Source organism: Grimontia sp. NTOU-MAR1 (assembly GCF_035758505.1).
Lineage (GTDB): Bacteria > Pseudomonadota > Gammaproteobacteria > Enterobacterales > Vibrionaceae > Enterovibrio > Enterovibrio marinus.
This window is the reverse complement of the sequence record NZ_CP142109.1, coordinates 857,410-873,405: the sequence shown is the minus strand read 5'-3', so window position 1 is coordinate 873,405 and position 15,996 is coordinate 857,410. Positions and strand designations below refer to the sequence as shown.

Sequence of the window (15,996 nt, the reverse complement as noted above, 5' to 3'; positions counted from 1 at the left end):
AACTGAGAGATATCGTTAGGCAATACGTTTTGTCATTCGGTAGAGTGTCCAATCCTCCTCCTGAAACTCCCTCACTTTAGTTTCACCACAAAGCATTTCGAAACCTAATGAGGTGTAACAACGAACTGCGATCTCGTTGTGAGCAAACACTGCCAAAGACACGGTGCGGATTCTAGGATCTTCAGTGACTACATCAAGCGCCAAGGAAACGAGCTGTTTTCCTAAACCCTTTCCACGGGCTGATGTTTCCGCAATTAATACCCGACAAAGACGAACTTCCGATTTGGAAACGCGGTAAATGTCGATGTAGCCAATAGGAACACCTTCATGCATCACCAAATATGGCGTCACTTCCTTTTTAGCGATATGTTCGCGCACCCTCGCTATCTGCAACGGGAAATCAAACGCCGGGCCTCCCCACAGAAAGTTATCCCGGCCGCTTTTTATCCACTCACAAAGCTGAGGCGCATTTTCATCGCGAAACGGTACTAAGAGCATCAGGCTGGCTTTTCCTCTGAGCCGTCTTCTGTTTCATCTTTGTTGCATTCAGCGTCGCCTTTGAAATCATCGAGATAGCCTTTTGGCGGCGGCGTCCATTCGCGTTCAGTCATGCTATGCCGGTCCATTCGGTCCTCGCTCATCGCGTCGCGAATAGCATCTTCAAGTTGGATAAACAGGTTCTGATAATGGGTATCATAGTTCTTACTGTCATCACCACCTTTCCACGTTTCAAACAGCTTCTGCGAACTTTCATTCTCGATGCGCTTAAATGTCACTTTCTGCTGCTCGACCACAAACGGGTGCTCCCCCAGTGAACGGAGTGCTTCCGCACCCAGTTCCAGCGCGGAAAGAAACGTTTCTTTGATCACGTAATCTGCTCCCGCATGGCGCAGCATGTAAGCATGACCACGGTCAAAAGCTCGGGCAAGTATCTTGACGTTCGGGTATGTTTTCTTTACGTACTCGACAAGTTCTGTGGTTGTTTCCTGATTATCCATCGACACCACGAGTATTGCAGCTTCTTCAATACCTGCCGTGTGAAGATGTTCAGGACGTGTAGCATCACCAAAGTAGCTCTTGATATTGATTTGACGTAGATTTTCAATTTGTGCTGCTTCGTAATCGAGTACAACGGTCTTCACACCATTTGCTGTTAGGAGTCGGTTAACAATCTGGCCGAAGCGACCCACCCCCGCGATGATCACACTGCCCTGCTCGTCAATCTCGTCTGCTTCCCGATCATTTGCACTTTGCTCGAAGCGCGGCAGAATCACTTTGTCATACAGGATGAACAAACCCGGGGTCAGGAACATCGAAATCGCCACCACCAGAGACAGCAATTGAGCAACTTCCATTGGCAGCACATGGTTCTGCATCGAGAAACTCAGCAGCACAAAACCAAACTCGCCCGCCTGTGCAAGGCTTAAAGTAAACAGCCAGCGTGCCGTGCCCTTAATGCGGAAAAACAGCGACAGAACAAACAGGATCCCAGCTTTCAGTAACATTAAGCCCACAGTCAAACCAATGATGACAAAGAAATCATCAAACAGAATACCGAAGTTAATACCTGCACCGACCGTGATAAAGAAGAGCCCCAATAACAAACCTTTGAACGGCTCTATATTCGACTCAAGCTCATGGCGGAATTCACTGTTTGCGAGGACGACACCTGCCAGAAAGGTTCCCAGTGCTGGAGAAAGTCCAATAAGGCTCATCAGCGCGGCAATACCAATCACCAGCATCAACGCCGTCGCAGTAAAGATCTCACGTAATCCTGAACTTGCCACAAAGCGGAATAATGGGCGACTCAGGAAGTGTCCGCCAACCACCACACCGGCAATGGCACCCATAATAGCCAAGCCCAGCGCCCAGCCAGGAAGGCCTGCGACAAGACTCATTTCTTCGTGATGGTCGGCGGCTGCAGACTGTGCCTGCTCCACTAATTCTGGCAATGCAAGCAGCGGGATAAAGGCCAGCATAGGGATCACAGCGATATCCTGGAACAGCAACACAGAAAATGCACTTCGGCCGCCTTCAGTTTTGGTCAGACGTTTCTCATTAAAGGTTTGCAGTACGATCGCAGTAGAGGAAAGCGCGAAGATCAGGCCTACTGCTAACGCAACGCTCCATACCTGATTCAGTACCAACGCGATCCCCATAACGATGGCTGCAGTCAAACCAACCTGCAAGCCCCCCAACCCTAGTAGCTTGTTACGCATCGACCACAACATTTTCGGCTCAAGCTCGAGGCCAACCAAGAACAGCATCATCACCACGCCAAATTCGGCGAAGTGCTGAATAGTGGTGGTTTCATCACCCACCAGACCAATCACAGGGCCAATCACCACACCGGCAATCAGATAACCAAGTACAGACCCCAAACCCAGCTTTTTGGCGATAGGCACAGCGACAACAGCAGCAATAAGATAAATAAACGCCTGAAGAAAAATGCTTGTCATGACTCACCTTCCTTTAGCACATGGCCGATAGTAGCCACAGTGATTTTTTCACGAGATGCCGCGGCGTCGAGATCAACGTTTCCATCCACAAACGCCTTTAACAATAATTCGTAAGCAGCAACATGCCGGTCGACTTTGTTGTCTTCAATTGCGGTGCGTGAACCAAACAACGCAAAAGGAGCGAGATACTTCATACCCGTTAAGTTCGCCATTTGCTCCAATGGACTCAACAAATCACGGATTTTAAATTGGTTAAAACCGTCTGCCTTGTAAGCGCCTTCCATGCCACCAGCTGTGATAGCACACAGAAATTGTTTTCCGCACAGCGCTATGCCGTCTGAACCATAGGCAAACCCATATTCAAGCACCAAGTCCTGCCATTCTTTCAAAATGGAAGGCGTTGAATACCAGTAGAGCGGAAACTGGAAAATTACCACATCGTGCTCAAGCAGACGTTTTTGTTCCAGATCGATATTGATGTGGTAGTCAGGGTATTCTCCATAGAGGTCAACGGTCGTGACCCCTTCTACCGATTGAGCCACTTTAAACAGTGGAGAGTTCACTTCAGAACGCCTTTGCGAAGGATGCGCAAATAACACGAGAACCCTTTTTTTATTGTCTGCCATAGCTTTCCTTAAGGACTGACTGGATTCGCACACTGAATATCGCCATGAAAATTTAATGCACGACCTACTGCGTCTAGTCTAGTTAATCTCACTACTATCTTACCCTCTGAATCTCGCAGATATTTTCTCAATTTAGCAATTTCTCACACTGAGGTTACCAAAAGTAAACTGGTTGACAGTAGTTACCAAGCAGACCAACCTTGATTTTGCAAATAACTGGGAGGCTAGAAAATGGCATACACAAACAAACTGGCAGCGGGAAGCGAATTCCCATCAATAACACTAAAGGATCTTGAAGGCGGGGAGCATACGCTCGGAAAGCCGCGCGAAGGAGCAACCTGGCAAATGGTAGTGATATACCGTGGTCGTCACTGTCCGATGTGTACCCGATACCTGAATCATCTTGAAGATTACAAAAACAAGCTGGCGGAAATTGGCATCGATATTATTGCTGTATCTGGCGACAGCATCGCACAACTTGAAGAGCACATGACGCGTTTAGAAGTGTCCTTCCCACTTGCATATGGCTTATCTGAAGCGCAAATGAAAGATCTGGGTCTTTGGGTTTCTCTTCCGCGTTCAGAGCAGGAAACTGACCACAACTTTGCCGAGCCAGGACTTTTCGTGATTAACGAGCAGGGCACAGTGCAAGTCGTCGATATTTCCAATAACCCATTCGTTCGCCCTGATGTGGAAACGCTGGTGAATGGTCTGGCATGGATCCGTAACCCGGATAACAACTATCCAATCCGTGGTACCGCATCTTACTGATTGAAGTTGTCATGCCGGAAAAGCAAAACGCCCTGCAAATACAGGGCGTTTCTTATTTATCTTTGGAGAAATTACTTAGTGCTGGTAAACAACAACTTCACACCGAATGCCAACATCACCGAACCCAAAACACGATCAACCCAGTGGCCAATACGTTTGAACTTTGCCTGCACGGAAGGCTTAGAAAGCACCAAAGCCACTGAACCAAACCATAGAAGTTGAATGAACATCATCCATGCGCCAAGCAACGCAAGTTCAATCACTGGCATGTCCGGAGACAACACAAGGGTGAACACAGAAAGGAAATAAAGCGGCGCTTTCGGGTTCAACGCGTTACACACAAAGCCCATTGAAATTAACTTAGACGCTGAACGTCGCTTCACACTCACGTTTTGCTCATCATCACCAACAGCGGCCTTGCTTCGTATGCCCTTCCAACCGAGATAAATCAAATACGCCGCGGCCAGATATTTCATCACTGTCAGCACCATAGAAGATTCACTGATCACCGTCGCGAGGCCAATAGAGGAATAAACAATGTGAACAGAAAGTCCAAGAGCAATACCGAGACTAACAAGGAGGCCGGCACGGCGGCCGTGAACGAGAGACTGCTGCGATACCATCACAAAGTCTGGACCCGGTGAGGCGGCACCTAACAAGTGCACTAAAGTTAATGTTAAAAACGCCTGATAGAACTCCATTCCTTTTCTCCTTCGTTCTTTTGCTCTTTTTCTCTACTCTTCTTACGATGATATTATGGCGATCCGATTTGAAATCAAGGCCGTACTGTAAAGTCAATTAATCAAACAAGAGTACTCCGATGACCTTCACCCTTTTCTACGATGGCAGTTGTCCACTTTGCGTGGCTGAAATGGATCAGTTGCGAGCGCTTAACCGAGCGGAAAGCTTAAAGTTTGAAGATATTCTCGCGCCGGATTTCAAATCCCGGTTTCCAGATATCGACCCCATGGAAGCCAGCAGAATTCTGCATGGAAAATTGAGCGATGGTACTTTGCTGCTAGGGCTAGATGTCACCCATAAAGCTTGGTCTCTTGTTGGGAAAAAGCGCTGGATTGGTCTACTTCGATTACCTGTTATTCGCTGGTTTGCAGACAAAGCCTATCTTTTCTTCGCCAGAAACCGCTACAAAATCTCCTACCTCTTCACTGGCCGTTCAAAATGTGAGCCTTGCCAGAATGGCGTTTGTTCGATTGCCGAAGAAAAACCCGACAATCATAAAAACTAACAAAACAAACGCTCTCATTCAGCAACCAAATAATTATGTAACCTGCTGATTATTAATCATAAATATGTATTTCTGTGCAGCACCTCAATCTATTGACTAAATCTTCATTAACCCTCACCATCAGTGCATTACACTATGCGTCGCAACATTAAGAAGAAGATGGCTTAGGTACATCCAAATAAGCGATGCGCATCAACTGCTCTATTTGAAACATGAAAACCACTGATATTCTTACACCTTCAGCATTCCTACCAACGCTACCTGTTGGAACACCTTTGACTTTCGAGCTTAGGTACAAAGACAAGATCAAAGCGTTTGGTGGCGCTTCACGTCTTATCGGATATCGCGAGAAAAAGTACATCCTGCTGGAAACGCCCACTGATCCTGAGCTCTCGAAGCTGCTGACTGATACATCCGGCATGCAGGCGGTTGTCCGGGGGTTAACCTCATCACGCTATGGTGAGATCTTTGCGTTCAAATCTCATATTCTCAGCGTATTACACCGCCCGGAGAAAATGATTGCGATAGAGTTGCCACCTCAAGTGAGCATCCACCGCATGCGTTCTGATGCCAGATATGCTGTTTCGCGTATTGTTCATCTCATTATTGATGGACGTAAAGCCTTGGCTAAGCTGTCTGACTTTTCGCTGAGCGGTTGTGCCATTCGCGTGTCCAGCAGCCAGTTCATTGATGAAGGTGAAACCATTGGATTTGTCATCAATGCGCTGTTTGATCACCCCGTGGAATTTGAAGGAACGGTTATGAACGTGACCAGCAATGGCGACGGTGTTCAACTCGGCATTAAATTTAGTGACGCAAGTAAAAGCAAATCTCGCGATACCTTAGCTAAACTCATCCTGGCATCCGAATTGAGTGCTGATAATTCCAACAGTGCTGTCTCAACTGTCTCCTGACAACCATATCTCCCGTTTCACGACAAGGAACATAGGTTATGCAAAATACCTTTATCGAAAATGGCGTCCTTTACCGCCAGCACCAATTCGAACTGCCGCTCAATTATGACGACAGCGAAGGCACTTTTATTACCGTATTTGCCCGTGAAGTAGTCGAATCATCGAAAGCAGACGCCAATCTGCCGTGGCTGGTTTATTTTCAGGGAGGCCCGGGCTTCCCCTCCCCGCGTCCTGATTCAAAGAGTGGCTGGTTGAAACGCGCCTTGCAAGATCACCGCGTGTTACTGTTAGACCAGCGCGGAACAGGCTTGAGTTCACCCCTGACCCACCAAACACTGGGTCACTTAGAAGTGCACGAACAAGTGGAGTACGTTAGCCAGTTCCGGGCAGACAATATCGTTCGTGACGCCGAAGCGATTCGCGAGAAACTGGGCGCCGGAAAATGGTCAATACTTGGCCAAAGCTTTGGCGGATTCTGCTCACTAACGTACCTTTCTTTTTATCCGCAAAGTCTGCATCGCGTTTACATCACAGGCGGTGTACCTTCTCTTACCCGTCATGCTGATGATGTTTACCGTGCCACCTATCAACGTGTGTTAGACAAAAACAAAGCCTTCTTTGACCAGTTTCCATCTGCACAAAGACGTTGCGCAGAAATTGCTGAGTTCTTACGAACCCGCGATGTGAAACTGCCAAACGGCCAAACCTTTACCGTTGAACAGTTCCAACAGATTGGTATCAATTTGGGCCGAAGCGGTGCCAATCTGCCAATGTACTATCTGTTGGAAGAAGCCTTTACAGAAACTGCCCAAGGCAAAGTGCTGAGTGTCAGTTTCCTGCAGCCGATGTTGACGGAACAAAGCTACCAGACCAACCCGATTTACGCTTTCCTGCACGAACCAATTTACAATCAGGGCGAAGCATCAGTTTGGTCTGCACACCGCATTCGCAATGCGGAATACGCCGAGTTTAATTACGAACCGGGCAAACCTTTCCTGTTTACCGGAGAGATGGTTTATCCATGGATGTTCGACCAAATGCAAAACCTGCTGCCGCTCAAACAGGCTGCAGAAGCACTGGCGACTAAGTCAGATTGGCCTGCACTCTACGATGTCAAGAAACTCGCTGAAAACACGGTGCCTGTCACCTGTGCTGTTTATGCTGACGACATGTATGTCGAAATGGATTACTCACGGGAAACCCTGAAAGGTATTCCTAACAGCCGCGCTTGGATCACCAATGAGTATGAGCACAATGGCCTGCGTGCTGATGGTGAGAGAATTCTGAGCAAGCTGATGGAGATGGGCGAGCACATTGGGAACTTACCAAGCTGAACAAAGACTGAAACCACTTCCCGCTTCAATCAATTCGATACACCATTTATTAGAAAATTAGGAGGTACCAGAAGTACCTCCTTTTTACTTACTATTTACGTCCTAACGCTACTTCAAGGCCTCTGCCATAAGCCTCATCAGCCTTGTAAGCGTGCTTAATATGACGGTCGATAATGAAGTCAGGTACACCATCTAAAGCCCTGACGGTATTGTCAATGAGCACTTGGCGCTGCTCTGCAGTCATAAGACGGAACAGATCACCTGCTTGACTAAAGTAATCTTCATCTACTCGATGATCGTAATGGTCTGCGTCTCCGCTAATACGCAGTGGCGGCTCTGAGTAATCAGGCTGCTCAGCCCATTCCTGCTGATGATTTGGCTCATAGCCGATTGTTGAACCAAAGTTTCCATCAACCCGCATTGCGCCATCACGGTGGTAGCTATGAACCGGGCAGCGCGGCGCATTAACTGGGATTTGGTGGTGGTTCACCCCGAGACGGTAACGCTGAGCATCGCCATAAGAAAAGAGACGTCCTTGCAGCATCTTATCCGGCGAAAAACCAATTCCAGGAACAACAGCCGCAGGGTTGAAAGCGGACTGCTCAACTTCTGCATGGAAATTCTCAGGGTTTCGGTTCAGTTCAAACTCGCCAACTTCGATCAATGGATAGTCTTTTTGAGACCAGATTTTCGTCAGATCAAATGGGTTAAAGTTAACCTCATCTGCCTCAAGCTCTGGCATGATTTGAACGTACATTGTCCATTTGGGAAAATCTTGACGCTCGATTGCCTCGTAGAGGTCACGCTGGTGGCTCTCACGATCTTTACCGATTAACTGCTCAGCTTCCTCATCGGTAAGATTTTTGATCCCTTGTTGTGTTTTAAAGTGGAACTTCACCCAGTAACGCTCATTATCCGCATTAATGAAGCTGAACGTATGGCTACCAAAACCGTGCATATGGCGATAAGAAGCAGGAATACCACGGTCACTCATCACAATCGTTACTTGGTGAAAAGCTTCAGGCAGCGATGTCCAGAAGTCCCAGTTATTTGCAGAGCTACGCATATTTGTGCGAGGGTCTCGCTTCACTGCGTGGTTGAGATCGGGAAATTTCAAAGGGTCTCGTAAGAAGAATACAGGCGTGTTGTTACCCACCAAGTCCCAGTTACCTTCTTCCGTATAAAACTTGAGGGCAAACCCTCGAATATCACGTTCAGCATCCGCCGCACCACGTTCACCTGCAACCGTGGTGAAGCGAGCAAACAAATCCGTTTTCTTTCCTATGTCGGAAAAAATCTTTGCACGGGTATATTGGGTGATGTCATGTGTCACCGTAAAGGTGCCGTATGCGCCAGAGCCTTTTGCATGCATACGTCGCTCTGGAATCACTTCGCGATCAAAGTGCGCCAATTTTTCCAGAAACCAAACGTCTTGCAACAGTTGGGGTCCTCTGGGACCTGCAGTCATCACATTTTGGTTATGGGCGACAGGGCAGCCGGCTGCGGTAGTCAATTTTTTGCTCATATTTGTATCCTTCCAGAGATGTTCTAACGGTTTGTGAATAGATCTTATGTTTCACAAAAATCTTAGCCCGTGGGTTAGCTCAAAGAAAAATACCTTTTCTCCATCGATTCAATAGATGTTTTCTATCGTTCTTTGTTTAGATGTAGACTAAACGAATGCTTTATACTTCAATGCCCTAATGGTTTTTTAGGATTTATCATATTGTTATCATTGCATTTTTACTGAATTTAGCAATTAAGAAACCACCGTAATTTTCGACACGAAATCATCAAGGATGCATCCCAAAACACACATCTTTTCTCGTCGCATTACAAATTCTTCATACTTTTTTCATACTTTATTTGGCAGAGACGATCCAATGTCTAACGTACCAAATAACCACAATTGAACGTCGAGTCCAACAAGTAAGCAATGAATTCAATGGTTCAGTAAGCCCATTTTTGCCTTGCTCGCTGAATCCTGTATCTTCAGGTTATTTGGGGATACCACCATCGATTACAGTGTCAGAATCCGTAAAAGGCTTAAATTCAGTAAAGTGGTTTTTCTCACCTAAACAGGTAGAATCACGGCCCCAAACCGATCTGCTGATAGACGATAACCATGCACCAAGAAATGCCGTTTACCCCTGAAGAATTGTTCACCCGCTTTCAAAGCGAGACAGAGCAGTTTGAACTGCCAGGTGCATTTACCTTTCCCTTTTACTATCAGCCACATCCACTTTGTGTTCTCGCAGCAGATGAACTGCAACAACACCTCGTAAATCAGACAGATTGGCAACACGATTTCGGTTTGGATGACGCACTGGCTCCAAGACTTGATGGCTCTACTGAAGGCACAGGCAAAATGTTTGGTGTGCTGCTGGTGCGATCGCCAAAAGGCGAACTTGGTTACTTCAGTGCCTTCTCCGGAAAAATTGCTGACCAAAACTTACTGCCTCACTTCGTTCCACCTGTGTTCGATATGTTGGCGGAAGAGTGTTTCTTCAGAACAGAGTTGGAAGCGATCACTGAGCTAAATACCCAAGTCTCTGTGCTTTCTGCCAACCCTTTTTTAGAGCAGTTTAGTGCTCAACTTGCTCAAATGAAGGCCGAGTATGGCGCGGAAGAACAGCAACAACGCCAGCGCATGATTGAAAGCCGAGTCGCCCGGAAACAAGCACGGAAAATCGCGGAAGAAACCTTAACGGGCGATGCCCTGAAAGCTGCCTTGGATGAATTGGCGAGGCAAAGCGTGGCAGAGAAAAACACGCTTAAATACCTGAAAATGTGGTGGGACGATAAAATCCACGTTATCGAGTCACAACTCAGCGCATTAACTACAGATATCGAGCACGCCAAGCAGCAACGTAAAGCCCTCTCAAACACTCTTCAGAACATGCTGTTTGAGCAATACCGTTTCCTCAACGCACTTGGGGAAGAGAAGTCCCTCAAAGCGATCTTTGCGCCCACCACCAACCCAACACCACCAGCGGGGGCAGGTGAATGTGCTGCACCTAAGCTTCTTCACTTCGCTTACAAACACGGTTATACACCGTTAGCAATGGCGGAGTTCTGGTGGGGCGTGTCACCAAAATCCGAAGTCCGTCAGCACAGGAAGTTCTACCCTTCTTGCCACGGAAAGTGTCATCCCATCCTTGGGCACATGCTCGAAGGCTTAACGGTTGACCCAAACCCACTTGAACAAAACTGGGCAGAAGATAAAACGCTGGAAGTGGTTTATCAGGACGATGCGATTGTCGTCGTCAACAAACCTTCCGGCATGCTTTCAGTACCGGGCAAAACGATTAAAGATTCCGCCTACACCCGCGTTATTGAAATGTTCCCGAATGTAGAAGGCCCTTTTGTGCTTCATCGACTGGATCAGGCGACGTCTGGCTTGTTGGTATTTGCTCTCACCCGCCGCGCAAACAAAAGCCTGCAAAAGCAGTTCATCACCCGAGGTGTGGAAAAGCGCTATATCGCCATGGTGGAAGGTGTGATTGAACAAGAACAAGGTGAAATCAACTTACCGATGCGCGGCGACCCAGATGATAGGCCCCGCCAGTTGGTCTGCTTTGAACACGGCAAACCAGCTACCACTTATTGGCAATTAATTGATGTGAAAAATGGCTGCAGCAAGCTCTACATGCTCCCCAAAACCGGCCGCACCCACCAGCTTCGCGTCCACTGCGCCCATTCGAAGGGATTAAATATGCCCATGGTCGGCGACGTACTTTACGGCGAACCCGATACCCGTCTTCATCTGCATGCCGAGCAGTTGTCGTTTGATCATCCGTATACGCATGAGCGAATGACGTTTGGGGCGGAGTGCAGGTTTTAAAAATATTGAAGGTTAAGTCTGGGGGTTGGCTCTTTTGGGGTTGAAACATTTTTGGACAATTCCGACTTAGCTTTTGTGCTCTCCATCGACCAATTCTTAGCGCTATTTACGCAAAGTGACACACTCACTTTTCACTTTGTTGTTTTAGCGCAATGTTGGCTGAGCCCACAAAAAGAAACCGAGCCATTGGGATAGATATGGACGCGCCCGATTCACGGATTTCACCCTCTCGGTCTGGTGCAACACCGTGTTTGGGCGCGTCCATTGTGACTACTGGTATGGGCTAGTAGATGTACACCGCGCCGGAATTAGTTACACCGCCAATGTTTCCGTCACCGTTAATCCCAGTGGCACCGGAATCTTCATAGCGAGCCACCACCGCGAGGGTGTTGCCATTCCCTGCCACCGATACCGAGCGGCCAAAATATAAGTCAGTTGTAAGGGTATTATACTTGGGCTTGATGTAGGCCTCCTGCGACCATTTGTTAAAGTCAAAGCGGTACACATACGCAGCGCCTCTAGCACTTACACTATTATCGGTCCCGTTACCGTTAATGCCGGTGTCATTGGACTTTTCAGTGCGAGCCCCCACCGCGAGGGTGTTGCCATCCCCTGACACCGATACCGAGTAGCCAAAAGTGTCACTTGCCCCGGCATTCGAGGCCTTGATGAAGGCCTCCTCCGACCAACGGCCACTGGCAAAGCGGTACACATACACCGCGCCGGAATTACTTTCCCCGGTATCGTTAGATCCATCGGCATTGGAATCTTCTGCATAAGCCCCCACCGCGAGGGTGTTGCCATTCGATGACAAAGATACCGCCCAGCCAAAATAGTCACTTACCCCGGTATTCGAGGCCTTGATGAAGGCCTCCTCCGACCAATTGCTACCGTCAGAGCGGTATACATACACCGCGCCGGAATCACTAGCCCCGGTATCGTTAGAGCCATCGGCATTGGAATCTTCCGCATGAGCCCCCACCGCGAGGGTGTTGCCATTCGATGACAAAGATACCGCCCAGCCAAAATAGTCACTTGCCCCGGCATTCGAGGCCTTGATGATGGTCTCATCCGACCAATTGCCACTGGCAAAGCGGTACACATACACCGCGCCGGAATCACTAGCCCCGGTATCGTTAGAGCCATCGGCATTGGAATCTTCATAGCGAGCCCCCACCGCGAGGGTGTTGCCATTCGATGACAGTGATACCGAGTGGCCAAATCGGTCACTTGCCCCGGTATTCGAGGCCTTGATGAAGGCCTCCTCCGACCAATTGCTACCGTCAAAGCGGTATACATACACCGCGCCGGAATCACCAGCCCCGGTATCGTTAGAGCCATCGGCATTGGAATCTTCAAAGCGAGCCCCCACCGCGAGGGTGTTGCCATTCGATGACAGTGATACCGAGTGGCCAAATTGGTCACTTGCCCCGGCATTCGAGGCCTTGATGATGGCCTCCTCCGACCAACGGCCACTGGCAAAGCGGTACACATACACCGCGCCGGAATCAGTTTCCCCGGTATCGTTAGAGCGATCGGCATTGGAATCTTCTCCAATACCCCCCACCGCGAGGGTGTTGCCATCCCCTGACACCGATACCGCCCAGCCAAATAGGTCATTCGGCGAGGTATCCGAGGCCTTGATGTAGGTTATCAATGTTGTCAGGTCTGATGATGTTAAGGATTCGTAACCAGACTTTGTTTTGTCCGTGCTGTTTTCGGCTAGCACAAAAAATTCAGCCAAATGATTTTTCAGTGGGCCCAAACTCAGAGTAAGCGATGTTGTGTCAATCGTTTCGCCCAGCTTTTCACAGTCATCATCGAGTGCATCATTTTTTCTGCACAAGGTATATCCCGTCGCATGCTCGGCGCTATCCCAGGTAAAGGTGACAGGATGATAGCCATTTGAGAGCGCACCCACCTCTAGCGATAAATTCGTTGCACCAGGAGCGGGAGAGAGGGCTTGCTTACCAGACGCTGTTTTGCCTGTACCGTTAGAGGCCAATACAAAATAATTAGCCAGTTCGTCCAAATTTAGATTGGCAGTAAGCGAGGTATTGTTAGCTTCGGTTTGTTGTAGAAATTGACAGTCATCGTCTTCTGATCCGTCTTCTCTGCACAAGGTATAGTGCGTCGCATACTCGGCGCTATCCCAGCTAAAGGTGACAGGGTAAAAACGAGAACTATCGTTGAACGCACCCACCTGTGGCGTCGCTAAAACCGACATCTCTGGTTTGGGAAGCGATACGGCTATCTCAGTAGACGCCGTTGAGCCCGAACTGTTTTTGGCCAATACAAAATAGTCAGCCGGCGTGTCCAAACTCAGAGGCAGAGTCAGCGATGTAAGGGCCGTCGTTTCGCCCACCATTGCACAGTTATCGTCTTGTGATGCATCTTTTCTACACAGGAAATAGCCCGCCGCATTCGTGGCGCTACTCCAACTGAAGGTGACAGGATAAGCATCACCTGTGAGCGCCCCCACCGTCGGTTGTGCTAAAACCGGTGCGCCCGGTAAAGGGAGACTATTCGTGTTCCCCGGTACGGAGGCTGTCGTATTTGCGTCATCCCCCCCACAAGCGGTGAGTCCGAGCGAGAATACCGGCACCACCCATATCGCTTTCTTGAAGAAATACATCCTATGTCCTCGATAAATTACGCCTAATGGTTGTGAAGCGTGTTAAGCCCATCAGCACACCCACAAATCGGGTGCGCGTAAAATTTCGCATCAAAAAATAAGCTAGAAGAGATTGAGGGGAATTCAATGGTGAGAATATTGATTCACAAATAAGACTGAGAAACTGTGGAAATCAGATTAATTGTTAAAGCAGACAGTTACTGAGAGAAATCTGGTGAAATACAGAAAGAAAGTTTCACAGTTGAGACACACCACTCCTTTAAAGAATGCGGCGCACTTCAACATAATTGGTTTTGTTTTGTTTTGTTTTGTTTTGTTTTTCTTTTTTCCGCGCCATGACGGACTCAGTGACACTGGCTTTGGGGCAGAAGCGTGTCAGAGCCGACTCCCATCCCAACCTTCCCTTGGAAGGGGAAAGAGACTAAGAGCGGAATTGGTGACGAATTCTGGCTCAACGGCTATCAAGCAATTAAAAATAACAGCTTGAAATAGCGAAATTCGGCTAGAAAATAATGCACTTTGAATATTAATTCATTTCACATAATTACCATTTTTAACTGACTTCAAACCCATTATTAGCATCCACAAATTCACCATTTCTATACGTCCAAAAAATTTCGAAGCTCAACGCTTTATTCTTTCACCTTAACCACTTTACAAATCACGATCTCGCTATACAATCGCGCATCCTCTGACCACTTTTCATCCAGGTATTTATCTATGAGTCCAACACGTTTTGGTAACGTGATGGCGGCTGTTGCCTTCCTGTTGTGGGGCGCCATGCCGCTCTATTACCAATTTTTGCCTAACGCAGCCATGGATGAGCTGTTGGCACTTCGTATTCTCGCGTCGTTGCCGTTTTTGCTTTTGGTGTTGCAACTGCGCAAAGCCAAGTCGCCAAACTGGGCGGCGCTGATTGCCGATAAACGCTCGTTTCTTTTCGCGGGCATCGCCTCTGTGATGATGTGTGTTTCGTGGAGTGCATTTGCATGGGCAATGACCAACGACCGCGTATTGGATGCGAGCCTTGGCTATTTCATTAACCCACTTTTGGTGATCGCACTCGGTGTGGTGGCGTTTAATGAAACGCTCTCTCTAGGGCAGAAAGCCGCTGTCGTTTTCGGCACCTTAGGGTTGAGCTATCAAATCTGGCAATACGATGAACTGCCTGTTGCTGCTTTGCTGATGGCGGTGGGCTTTGCACTGTATGGTTGGTGCAAACGTCATGTGAAGTATGATGCGATTTCGAGCCTGTTGGTGGAAACCATTGTGCTTCTGCCGATTGCGGCAATCTACATGGCCTACAAGATGAGCACAGGTAACAGCGTGGGAGTATCCGGTGATATGTCTACCCTGCTGCTTTACCTTGGCGCCGCGCCAGTGACTTTGTTGCCATTGTTCTTCTTCTCTGAGGCGGTGAAGTACGCGCAAATGTCGATGATTGGCTTTATGCAGTACATTGAGCCTTCATTGCAGTTTGTTCTGGCGGTCGCGGTATTCAGTGAGACGTTTGATAGCGTGAAAACTGTCAGTTTTGGTCTGATTTGGCTGGGCTTGGCGATCAGCATTATCGAAAATCTGGTGAAGGTAAAACCCAAGCCGGATTTGCCGCAACCCTAGGTTAGGCCGATTGGCTTTCTAGTAAAGCTTTGCGCAAGAAAAGGTTAAGGGGGTGTCATGCCCCTTTTTTATCAAATCACATGTCGTCCGGCGCGCACTTATCCAGTTGCTCCGCCGTCAGTCCTGTCATCTTGGGTACTTTTTCCGTCAGGCAGATAGAGACTTCATCAAAGCTCTTAATCTCGTTATAGCACTGGAAAAGAACCTCTTCATACCCTTTCTTTAGTTCACCCTCAGATTTGCCCGAGCACTTAGCAATAGAGCCCAGAATACCGCCTGCTTCGAGCATCATCATGGTGCTGTTCACGAACTCTTCTTTTTGTGCCTGAGTCAATTCCAGGGCGAATGATGAAGGTGCAACGCTGGTCAAAAACAAAGAACAAGAAACCAAGGCGCATTTTGCATTTTTTACCATATCAGCCATACCAAATCCTTTGAGAATAAGCTCATGCCAAACTGAATTATCCGATACTTTATTGCTGTAGTGTAAGGCAATCATTCCATCACCTTTCTCCCTTTTTTAAGAAGGAATGGCAGGTGAGCAATT

The 15,996-nt window shown here is 48.0% G+C and carries 14 protein-coding genes; 6 read left to right on the top strand and 8 right to left on the bottom strand.

From position 1 onward, the window contains the following. Window positions 1–15 precede the first annotated feature (15 nt). From VP504_RS21900 to VP504_RS21890, 3 genes are read right to left on the bottom strand one after another with little or no spacing between them, the layout of a single operon-like run. A complete protein-coding gene (locus VP504_RS21900) occupies window positions 16–498 on the bottom strand; it encodes a GNAT family N-acetyltransferase (RefSeq protein WP_325894160.1) in 483 nt (160 codons plus the stop codon). Next, entirely contained in the window at window positions 498–2,459 is a 1,962-nt protein-coding gene (locus tag VP504_RS21895; RefSeq protein ID WP_325894159.1) for a monovalent cation:proton antiporter-2 (CPA2) family protein, read from the bottom strand. The genes VP504_RS21900 and VP504_RS21895 overlap by 1 nt, the downstream gene beginning before the upstream one ends. Then, the gene (locus tag VP504_RS21890) at window positions 2,456–3,085 is read right to left on the bottom strand and encodes an NAD(P)H-dependent oxidoreductase (RefSeq protein WP_062711886.1); all 630 of its coding nucleotides are present in this window, start codon (window positions 3,083–3,085) and stop codon (window positions 2,456–2,458) included. Before VP504_RS21890 ends, VP504_RS21895 begins: the two co-directional genes overlap by 4 nt. A 231-nt stretch (window positions 3,086–3,316) precedes the next feature. Between VP504_RS21890 and VP504_RS21885 the strand changes: the two genes are divergently transcribed. Next, window positions 3,317–3,856: a peroxiredoxin family protein gene (locus tag VP504_RS21885; protein ID WP_325894157.1), complete on the top strand. Its 540-nt coding sequence runs from the start codon at window positions 3,317–3,319 to the stop codon at window positions 3,854–3,856. A gap of 71 nt (window positions 3,857–3,927) precedes the next feature. Here VP504_RS21885 and VP504_RS21880 read toward each other — a convergent pair whose 3' ends face one another. After that, on the bottom strand, window positions 3,928–4,557 hold the full coding sequence (locus VP504_RS21880; RefSeq protein WP_325894156.1) for a LysE family translocator: 630 nt from the start codon (window positions 4,555–4,557) through the stop codon (window positions 3,928–3,930). A 119-nt stretch (window positions 4,558–4,676) separates the two neighbouring features. On the opposite strand from VP504_RS21880, the gene VP504_RS21875 reads away from it, so the two are divergent. The 3 genes from VP504_RS21875 (at window position 4,677) to VP504_RS21865 (ending at window position 7,350) form a co-directional block, all read left to right on the top strand. Further along, entirely contained in the window at window positions 4,677–5,102 is a 426-nt protein-coding gene (locus VP504_RS21875; RefSeq protein ID WP_325894155.1) for a thiol-disulfide oxidoreductase DCC family protein, read from the top strand. Window positions 5,103–5,314: 212 nt separating this feature from the next. Beyond that, window positions 5,315–6,016, top strand: a complete 702-nt coding sequence (locus VP504_RS21870; protein ID WP_325894154.1) for a PilZ domain-containing protein — start codon at window positions 5,315–5,317, stop codon at window positions 6,014–6,016. A 38-nt stretch (window positions 6,017–6,054) separates the two neighbouring features. Continuing rightward, the gene (locus tag VP504_RS21865; RefSeq protein ID WP_325894152.1) at window positions 6,055–7,350 is read left to right on the top strand and encodes an alpha/beta fold hydrolase; all 1,296 of its coding nucleotides are present in this window, start codon (window positions 6,055–6,057) and stop codon (window positions 7,348–7,350) included. A gap of 91 nt (window positions 7,351–7,441) precedes the next feature. On the opposite strand, the gene VP504_RS21860 is transcribed toward VP504_RS21865, so the two are convergent. Continuing rightward, window positions 7,442–8,875, bottom strand: coding sequence for a catalase (locus tag VP504_RS21860; protein ID WP_325894150.1), 1,434 nt, complete (start codon window positions 8,873–8,875; stop codon window positions 7,442–7,444). A gap of 600 nt (window positions 8,876–9,475) precedes the next feature. Here VP504_RS21860 and VP504_RS21855 point away from each other — a divergent pair. After that, entirely contained in the window at window positions 9,476–11,194 is a 1,719-nt protein-coding gene (locus tag VP504_RS21855) for an RluA family pseudouridine synthase (RefSeq protein WP_325894149.1), read from the top strand. A gap of 124 nt (window positions 11,195–11,318) precedes the next feature. On the opposite strand, the gene VP504_RS21850 is transcribed toward VP504_RS21855, so the two are convergent. Together VP504_RS21850 and VP504_RS21845 are read right to left on the bottom strand one after the other, a co-directional pair. After that, the gene (locus VP504_RS21850) at window positions 11,319–11,459 is read right to left on the bottom strand and encodes a hypothetical protein (RefSeq protein WP_325894148.1); all 141 of its coding nucleotides are present in this window, start codon (window positions 11,457–11,459) and stop codon (window positions 11,319–11,321) included. Between the two features lie 18 nt (window positions 11,460–11,477). Next, window positions 11,478–13,829 (bottom strand): FG-GAP repeat protein, encoded by a 2,352-nt coding sequence (locus VP504_RS21845; RefSeq protein WP_325894146.1) that lies wholly within the window; start codon window positions 13,827–13,829, stop codon window positions 11,478–11,480. 720 nt (window positions 13,830–14,549) lie between these two features. Here VP504_RS21845 and rarD point away from each other — a divergent pair. After that, complete coding sequence (gene rarD, locus VP504_RS21840) at window positions 14,550–15,449, top strand: EamA family transporter RarD (RefSeq protein WP_325894144.1); 900 nt, start codon at window positions 14,550–14,552, stop codon at window positions 15,447–15,449. 76 nt (window positions 15,450–15,525) lie between these two features. On the opposite strand, the gene VP504_RS21835 is transcribed toward rarD, so the two are convergent. Then, window positions 15,526–15,948 carry a hypothetical protein gene (locus VP504_RS21835; protein WP_325894143.1) on the bottom strand — a complete coding sequence of 141 codons (423 nt, stop codon included), beginning with the start codon at window positions 15,946–15,948 and terminating at the stop codon, window positions 15,526–15,528. Between the last annotated feature and the right edge of the window lie 48 nt (window positions 15,949–15,996).